Source organism: Rhizobacter sp. P3_C12, from assembly GCF_056402735.1.
In genome coordinates this window covers 25,742-33,468 of record NZ_JBFUGW010000037.1, presented here as the reverse complement: position 1 = coordinate 33,468, position 7,727 = coordinate 25,742, and the positions used below count along the sequence as shown (strand labels likewise).

General features: G+C 67.2%; 9 protein-coding genes and 3 tRNA genes. 1 reads left to right on the top strand and 11 read right to left on the bottom strand.

What is annotated here, in order from left to right:
- From AC1DXV_RS08915 to AC1DXV_RS08900, 4 genes are all read right to left on the bottom strand, one after another.
- A partial coding sequence (locus tag AC1DXV_RS08915; RefSeq protein WP_477844143.1) for a GTP-binding protein occupies window positions 1–243 on the bottom strand: 243 nt, incomplete at its 3' end.
- A 55-nt stretch (window positions 244–298) separates the two neighbouring features.
- Window positions 299–373, bottom strand: a tRNA-Thr gene (locus AC1DXV_RS08910).
- A 67-nt stretch (window positions 374–440) separates the two neighbouring features.
- Window positions 441–514, bottom strand: a tRNA-Gly gene (locus tag AC1DXV_RS08905).
- A 98-nt stretch (window positions 515–612) separates the two neighbouring features.
- Window positions 613–698: transfer RNA gene (locus tag AC1DXV_RS08900), tRNA-Tyr, on the bottom strand.
- A gap of 141 nt (window positions 699–839) precedes the next feature.
- On the opposite strand from AC1DXV_RS08900, the gene AC1DXV_RS08895 reads away from it, so the two are divergent.
- Entirely contained in the window at window positions 840–1,466 is a 627-nt protein-coding gene (locus AC1DXV_RS08895; RefSeq protein ID WP_477872600.1) for an outer membrane beta-barrel protein, read from the top strand.
- A gap of 18 nt (window positions 1,467–1,484) precedes the next feature.
- Here the strand turns inward: AC1DXV_RS08895 and AC1DXV_RS08890 are convergent, their stop codons facing one another.
- The 7 genes from AC1DXV_RS08890 to AC1DXV_RS08860 all read right to left on the bottom strand — a co-directional run bounded on the left by AC1DXV_RS08890 (window position 1,485) and on the right by AC1DXV_RS08860 (window position 7,706).
- Window positions 1,485–2,201 (bottom strand): uracil-DNA glycosylase, encoded by a 717-nt coding sequence (locus tag AC1DXV_RS08890; RefSeq protein WP_477933253.1) that lies wholly within the window; start codon window positions 2,199–2,201, stop codon window positions 1,485–1,487.
- Entirely contained in the window at window positions 2,198–2,986 is a 789-nt protein-coding gene (trpC, locus tag AC1DXV_RS08885; RefSeq protein ID WP_477933251.1) for an indole-3-glycerol phosphate synthase TrpC, read from the bottom strand. Before trpC ends, AC1DXV_RS08890 begins: the two co-directional genes overlap by 4 nt.
- On the bottom strand, window positions 2,983–4,017 hold the full coding sequence (gene trpD, locus AC1DXV_RS08880; protein ID WP_477933249.1) for an anthranilate phosphoribosyltransferase: 1,035 nt from the start codon (window positions 4,015–4,017) through the stop codon (window positions 2,983–2,985). Before trpD ends, trpC begins: the two co-directional genes overlap by 4 nt.
- Before the next feature lie 19 nt (window positions 4,018–4,036).
- Window positions 4,037–5,050 (bottom strand): low-specificity L-threonine aldolase, encoded by a 1,014-nt coding sequence (ltaE, locus tag AC1DXV_RS08875; protein ID WP_477933247.1) that lies wholly within the window; start codon window positions 5,048–5,050, stop codon window positions 4,037–4,039.
- Complete coding sequence (locus AC1DXV_RS08870; protein WP_477933245.1) at window positions 5,047–5,631, bottom strand: anthranilate synthase component II; 585 nt, start codon at window positions 5,629–5,631, stop codon at window positions 5,047–5,049. Before AC1DXV_RS08870 ends, ltaE begins: the two co-directional genes overlap by 4 nt.
- 285 nt (window positions 5,632–5,916) lie before the next feature.
- Window positions 5,917–6,549 carry a DUF4276 family protein gene (locus AC1DXV_RS08865; protein ID WP_477872160.1) on the bottom strand — a complete coding sequence of 211 codons (633 nt, stop codon included), beginning with the start codon at window positions 6,547–6,549 and terminating at the stop codon, window positions 5,917–5,919.
- Complete coding sequence (locus tag AC1DXV_RS08860) at window positions 6,543–7,706, bottom strand: AAA family ATPase (RefSeq protein WP_477933244.1); 1,164 nt, start codon at window positions 7,704–7,706, stop codon at window positions 6,543–6,545. The genes AC1DXV_RS08865 and AC1DXV_RS08860 overlap by 7 nt, the downstream gene beginning before the upstream one ends.
- Window positions 7,707–7,727 lie beyond the last annotated feature (21 nt).

Below are 7,727 nucleotides of genomic sequence, written 5' to 3'. Positions count from 1 at the left end.
GTCGACGTGTGCGTAGTGGCGGTTCGCCGTCTCGTACTCGACGTGTGCCGTGTTGATCGTGATGCCGCGTGCCTTCTCTTCCGGCGCCGCGTCGATCTGGTCGTACGCCTTCGCTTCGCCGCCGAACTTCGCCGACAGCACCGTCGTGATCGCCGCCGTCAGCGTCGTCTTGCCATGGTCCACGTGACCGATCGTCCCAACGTTCACGTGCGGCTTGGTCCGCTCGAATTTGCCTTTTGCCATTTTTCGTGCTCCTAGCGGTCGAGATTGACAGTGCTGAAAACGGTACTTGAAGAACTGGTGCCCATGGCGCGGATCGAACGCGCGACCTCTCCCTTACCAAGGGAGTGCTCTACCACTGAGCCACATGGGCAGGTCTCTTGTGTCCTGTCGACACAGGGCTGACAACCTCTGGCAGTCAAGCCTCTGACGACACCTTGTGGAGCGGGAGACGGGAATCGAACCCGCGTCATTAGCTTGGAAGGCTAGGGTTCTACCATTGAACTACTCCCGCCCGGGAGCCCCACCCGCCCCGGCCAAGCCCCTCATCGAGGCCCGCACCGGAACGGTCTTGCAACAACTGTCTAGCAACTTGCAGAATATGTTTCGCCGTGGTGGAGGAGGCTGGATTCGAACCAGCGTAGGCGTAAGCCAACAGATTTACAGTCTGCCCCCTTTAGCCACTCGGGCACCCCTCCGCGGCGAACTCGGGACTATACATCGAGTTGGGGACACTGGCAAACCGAGGCCGCAAAAAATGGCCTCGCCACCCCCATCGACGCCCGGATAATCGCGCCCGCCCCCGGCATTTCCGCGGGTGATCCGGAGGAGAGAACCCCATGACGAAGACCATCCTGGCCGCCGCGGTGCTCGCGTTGTCGGCCTCCGCCCAGGCACAGACCCCGTACCCGTCCGACACCGGCCCGGGCCCCGGCGTGCGGATTCGCCCGTTCGTGGGCCTCGGCCTGACCTGGGGCGGCGACAAGCTCGACTCGGTCGAGTTCGAGGACGGCCACAGCACGTCGATCCGCGCCGGCGGCCTGGTCGACGTGAAGGCCGGCGTCGACGTGCATTTCGACAGCCCGTTCTCGGCGCAGATCAGCGTCGGCTACCACTTCCAGACGATCCGCGGCGAGACGCGCTTCGGCGACGATGGCCGCAAGACCTTCGAGCGCTACCCCGTCGAGGTGCTGGGCCACTGGGACCTGAACGACCAATGGCGCCTCGGCGGCGGGCTGCGCTGGTCGCAGAACGCGAAGTTCTCGTCCAGCGGCGCCCTCGACGTGGGCAATGTCGAGTTCGACTCGTCGACCGGCGTGGTGGTCGAGGGCGAGTACTTCGTGAGCCCCGCGGTCGCGCTGAAGCTGCGTGCGGTGCACGAGAAGTTCACGCTGAAGGGCTATTCGACCGCGCCGGAATACGACGGCAGCCACGTCGGCTTCTACGTCAGCTACTACTTCAACTGACGCTGGGCCGGCGGAGCCTCACCGGCTCCAGTCGATCGCGCCGCCGTGGGCCTTCAGGTGCTGTTGGGCGGCACCGAAGTGCCCGTTGCCGATGAAGGGCACCGGCGGGCGCCGCGCCGACAGCGGCGACGGGTGGTTGGAGGCCTGCACCAGCGCATCCGGCCCGCCCTGCTCGCGGATCAGCGGCGCGAACTGCTGGGCATGCGCACCCCACAGCAGGTAGACGCAGGGCCGGCGCCGGCCCGCGACCGCGGCGACGATGCGCTCGGTCAGCGGCTCCCAGCCATGGCGCGCATGGCTCGCGGGCGCGGCCTGCTCGACGGTCAGCGTCGTGTTCAGCAGCAGCACGCCCTGCGCGGCCCAGCCGGACAGGTCGCCGGTCGCCGGCGCCTCGCCGAGATCGCGCACCAGCTCCTTGACGATGTTGCGCAGGCTCGGCGGCAAGGCCACGCCGGCCGGCACCGAGAACGCGAGCCCGTGCGCCTGGCCCGGGCCGTGGTACGGGTCCTGCCCGAGGATCAGCACGCGGACCTCCGACAAGGCCGTCAGTTCCAGTGCGCGCAACGGCTCGGGCGGATAGACCACCGCCCCCTCGGCCACGCGCCGGTCGACGAACTCGATCAAGCCCCGCCCCGCGGCCGATTCGCGCCAGGGCCGCAGCACCTCGCGCCAGCCGATCGGCGCGGCATCGAGCACCTGCGCCAGCGGCGCCTTCAGCGAGCCCGCCGCACTCACCGGAACAGCTCGGCCAGCGCCACGCCCGGATCCGGCGCGCGCATGAACGCCTCGCCGACCAGGAAGGCATGCACGTTCGCATCGCGCATGCGCTGCACGTCGGCGCGCGCGAGGATGCCGCTCTCGGTCACCAGCAGCCGGTCGCCGGGCACCTGCTTCAGCAGGCCGAGCGAGGTGTCGAGCGTGACCTCGAAGGTGCGCAGGTTGCGGTTGTTGATGCCGACCAGCGGCGTCCTCAGGCGCAGTGCGCGGTCGAGTTCGGCGCCGTCGTGCACCTCGACCAGCACCGCCATGCCGAGCGCCTGCGCCTGCGCCTCCAGGTCGGCCATCTGCGCATCGTCGAGGGAGGCGGCGATCAGCAGGATGCAGTCCGCCCCCATCGCACGCGCCTCGAACACCTGGTACGCATCGATCATGAAATCCTTGCGCAGCACCGGCAGCGCACAGGCGGCGCGGGCGGCCTTCAGGTAGTCGACCGAGCCCTGGAAGAACGACCGGTCGGTCAGCACGCTGAGGCAGGCGGCGCCGTGCTTCTCGTAGCTCGCGGCGATCTCGGCCGGCACGAAGTGCTCGCGCAGCACGCCCTTGCTGGGGCTGGCCTTCTTGACCTCGGCGATCACCGCGGCCGTGCCGGCGGCCATCTTGTCGCGCAATGCCTTCGTGAAGTCGCGCAGACCGCCGAGCGATTCGGCCTCGCGCCGCACCGAGGCTTGGTCGCGCAGCTTGCGGGCCGCCGCGATCTCTTCGCGCTTGACCGCGTTGATCTTGTCGAGGATGTCGCTCATGCTGCCTTGAACTGGTTGGTGACGGCCACGAACTGGCTCAGCTTCGCCAGCGCCTTGCCCGAGGCCACCGCCTCGCGCGCCATCCGCACGCCCTCGGTCACCGACGACGCGACGTTCGCGCAGTACAGCGCCGCGCCGGCGTTCAGCAGCACGATGTCGCGCACCGGCCCGTCTTCGTTGGCGAACGCGCGCTGGATGCACTGCACCGACTCGGCCTTGTCGGCCACCTTCAGCACGCGGGTGTCGTAGACCGGCATGCCGAAATCGCTCGGGTGCACCATGTACTCGCGCACCTCGCCGTTCTTCAGCTCGCCGACCAGCGTCTCGCCCGACAGCGAGATCTCGTCCATGCCGTTCATGCCGTAGACCACCATCACGTGCTCCGAGCCCAGGCGCTGCAGCACGCGCACCTGGATGCCGACCAGGTCGGCGTGGAACACGCCCATCAGCTGGTTCGGCGCGCTGGCCGGGTTGGTCAGCGGGCCGAGGATGTTGAAGATCGTGCGCACGCCGAGCGCCTTGCGCACCGGGCCGGCATGCTTCATCGACGCATGGTGGTTGGGCGCGAACATGAAGCCGATGCCGCACTCCTGCAGGCACTGCGCGACCTGCGCCGCATTCAGGTCGACGTTGGCGCCGAAGGCCTCGAGCACGTCGGCGCTGCCGGAACTCGACGAGACGCTGCGCCCGCCGTGCTTGGCGATGCGCGCGCCGGCCGCGGCCGCGACGAACATCGCGGCGGTCGAGATGTTGAAGGTGTGCGCCGCGTCGCCGCCTGTGCCGCACAGGTCGACCAGGTGCGTCGTGTCGGCCACCACCACCGGCGTCGCGAACTCGCGCATCACCTGCGCGGCGGCGGCGATCTCGCCGATGGTTTCCTTCTTGACGCGCAAGCCCAGCGACAGCGCGGCGATCATCACCGGCGACATCTCGCCGCTCATGATGCGGCGCATCAGCGTCAGCATCTCGTCGTGGAAGATCTCGCGGTGATCGATGACGCGGGCCAGGGCTTCGGTGTTGCTGATGGTCATGGTTCGTCTCGTCGAGGATTCAGGCGCTCATGTGCTCGCGCACCGCGGCGATCGCGCGGTCGACGCCTGCGGCATCGACGTCGAGGTGCGTGACGAAGCGCAACCGGTACAGGCCGGTCGCCAGCACGCCGCGCGCCTTCAGGTGGTCGATCAGGCCAGCAGCCTTGGGGCCTTGCACGTCGACGAACACGATGTTGGTCTGCGGCGGCTCGACCGCGACACCCGGCACGTCGCGCAGGCCGGCGGCCAGCCGCTGCGCGAGCGCGTGGTCGTCGGCGAGGCGCTCGACATGGTGGTCCAGCGCATGCAGCACCGCGGCCGCCAGCACGCCGGACTGGCGCATGCCGCCGCCGAGCATCTTGCGCCAGCGGTGCGCGCCGTGGATGAAGGCCTTCGAGCCGACCAGCGCCGAGCCGACCGGCGCGCCGAGCCCCTTCGAGAAGCAGACCGACACGCTGTCGAAGTGCGCCGCGATCTCGCGCGCGGCGATGCCCTGCCTCACCGCGGCATTGAAGAGCCGCGCGCCGTCGAGGTGGGTCGCGAGGCCGCGCCGGCGCGCGAGGCCGGTCGCATCGGCCAGGTAGGCCTGCGACAGCACCTTGCCGCCGAGCGTGTTCTCGAGGCACAGCAGGCGCGAGCGGGCGAAGTGCGCGTCGTCGGGCTTGATCGCGGCCTCGATGTCGGCGAGCGCCAGCGCGCCGTCGGGCTGGTGCTCCAGCGGCTGCGGCTGCACGCTGCCCAGCACCGCGGCACCGCCGCCTTCCCAGCGGTAGGTGTGGGCCATCTGGCCGACGATGTATTCGTCGCCGCGGCCGCAGTGGCTCATGATGCCGATCAGGTTGCTCTGCGTGCCGGTCGGCACGAACAGCGCCGCCTCTTTTCCGAGCAGCGCGGCGATGCGCTCCTGCAGCGCGTTGACGGTGGGGTCGTCGGCGAACACGTCGTCGCCGACCTCGGCGCGGGCCATCGCCTCGCGCATCGCCGGTGTCGGCCGGGTGATGGTGTCGCTGCGCAGATCGACGACGCCGTTCATCCGCGCAACTCCAGGAAGTTCTTCAGCATCGCGTGCCCATGCTCGGTGAGGATCGATTCGGGGTGGAACTGCACGCCTTCGAGCGGCGTCTTGGTGCCGGCCAGCGCGGTGTGGCGCACGCCCATGATCTCGTCGTCCTGCGAGGTCGACGTGATCTCCAGCTCGGCGGGCAGCGTGTCGCGCTCGATCACCAGCGAGTGGTAGCGGATCACGGTGAACTGCTGCGGCAGCTCGGCGTAGACGCCGCGCCTGTCGGTGGTGATGACGTCGGTCTTGCCGTGCATCTGCGTCTTCGCGCGGATGATCCTGCCGCCGAGCGCCGCGCCGATCGCCTGGTGCCCGAGGCACACGCCGAGGATCGGCAGCTGGCCGGTGAACTCGCGGATCGCGTCGACGCAGATGCCGGCCTCGGCCGGCGAGCACGGGCCGGGCGACAGCACCAGCCGCGCGGGTTTCAGTTCGCGGATGCCGTCGAGCGTGATCTCGTCGTTGCGGAACACGCGCACGTCCTCGCCGAGCTCGGCGAAGTACTGCACCAGGTTGAAGGTGAAGGAGTCGTAGTTGTCGATCATCAGCAGCATGTCGGCTCTATCCTATTGATTCCATTGGACGTTTTGATTCGTCCCGGTTTCTTGCCCGCTTCGAGACCCGCATTGTCGGCGGCAGGCGTGGCCTGCGTGACGTGCTGGGTGGGGGAGTCTGAGGCGCCCCAGATGGGCGCAATAGGTGGTCAGGCTGATGGCTTGCGCCAACGCCAACCGAAGAGGGCCGCCGATGATGAGGGCTTCGCGGACATGGGCCGCATTATGGCTGGCAATTTCGCCGCGAAAGAATCAGGGCGATACCTGAGCGCCGAGCGGCAGGACTCACCCGCCCATCACCCGCTTCGTCTCGTCAACGAAGCGCTTTGCCCAACGCGAAGCGGCCGTCACCTTCTCTGGACCGATGCTGGCGAGCAACTTGAACGAATGCTCGCCCTTGCCATATGCCGACTTGGTCTTGCATTGGCCCGTCGCTGAACTCAGCGCCTTGAACACCTGCGCCTTGCCGATGCCTTCGATCGGCAACTCTGCAGACGGTAACGAACCGGGCCGGAAGCCCGCGCCGAAGAATGCCTGGAGCGCTTCACGGTCCGCGAGAAACCAGTTCTCCATGCACTCGACCATCAGATGGCACTGGCTTTCCGTCGCGCCGGCAGGCGCTACCCAACCATCGCCGGTTCTCTGAGCCAAGTGCGCCCAGGGTCGCCAATCAGACGGCTCGCCCTCTTGGTTCCGCGGCGCCACGGGACCTTCGCTGTCGACCAGCAGCATCGCCGGTTCGCCACCCAGGACCGCCGTGCAGAAATCCTCGTACGCCTGCTGCCTGCTTCCGGACGCAACCGTGCGCGGCATGTGCCCCGCCAGTCCCGCCTTGCGCAAAAACTCGGCAATGGCCTGTCGGCACTCCGTCCGCAGCGACTTTCCATCGCCACCGCCTTCGACGAAGAGCTTCACCACCGCGTACCTCCGATGTCACCGCGGGTCCACAAGGCTCCAAGCCGGTACTTCTCCAGCCATGGCTTGAGCTTGTCGGCCTCAAGACGCCGCAACCGGGTTCCGTCGGGCCCTTTCTCCGCAATCAGCACCACGTCCGGCGTGTCGGTCATCGAATCGACGAGCACATCGGAATGCGTCGTCACGATCAACTGACAGCGTTGCGAGGCTTCTTTCAAGAGTTCGCCCAATCGAGGCAAGACATCGGGGTGCAGACCCAGCTCCGGCTCTTCGATGCAGATCAAGGGCGGTGGATCTGGATGACAAAGGATGGCCAGGAGGCACAGGTAACGCAAGGTACCGTCCGACAGCCGCGTGGCCGGAATCGTCTTCGCTCCTTCATGCAAGAAGACCTGGACGGTACCGCCTTCGATCTGCACATCGTAGTCATCGATGCCTTCATAGAGCACCTGCAGCGACTTGAGCAGCTTCGCCTTGACAGCAGGATCACGGCGCAGCCGATTCAGCACCAGGCCCAGATTGCTGCAATCTGCCTCCAGCGCATCGGTCGGCAGATCGGCCTTCTGGGGCATGCGGGGCGCGGTGCAACGCCCGAAGCTCCACTCTCGATACAGGCGGATCTTGCCGAGCACTTGCCCCAGGTATGTGATCTCCGGGTACTGATCCGGGTCGCGACGCTGGGCGAGGATGGACTGAGATGGGTCGATGTCCTCGTGCTCCAGGCGGCGCTGCGTGCCCTTCACGTTCAGTACGCCGTGACCATTCTGGAATCGGTAGTGAAAGTAGGGTTGCGTCTTGSCCGGCAAAGCCGTCTCGAATTCGATGCGCTCATCGACAACCTGGAACCGCTGCCCGACTTCGGTGAATGCCAGCGTGTACCGCAGCGCCTGAGGCCCCTTCGGATTGCAGACGACGGCTTCCAGATACGCAACAGGCGACACGTTCTGCCCCTTCCAGAGCCAGTCCCGCACGCCGCCGCCATCTCGAATCAGCGTCGTGAGGTCCTTGGGCGCGCCTTTGAGAAGCTCGACGAACTCCAGCAGGTTGGACTTGCCGGACCCGTTCGGCCCGATCACCACGTTCAACGCTTGCAGCGGGATGGGCTCTGACGCCTCGCCAAAGCTCAGGAATTGCTTGAGTTGAATCGACTTGATCAGCATGAGTCTTCCAGGTGGGACCGC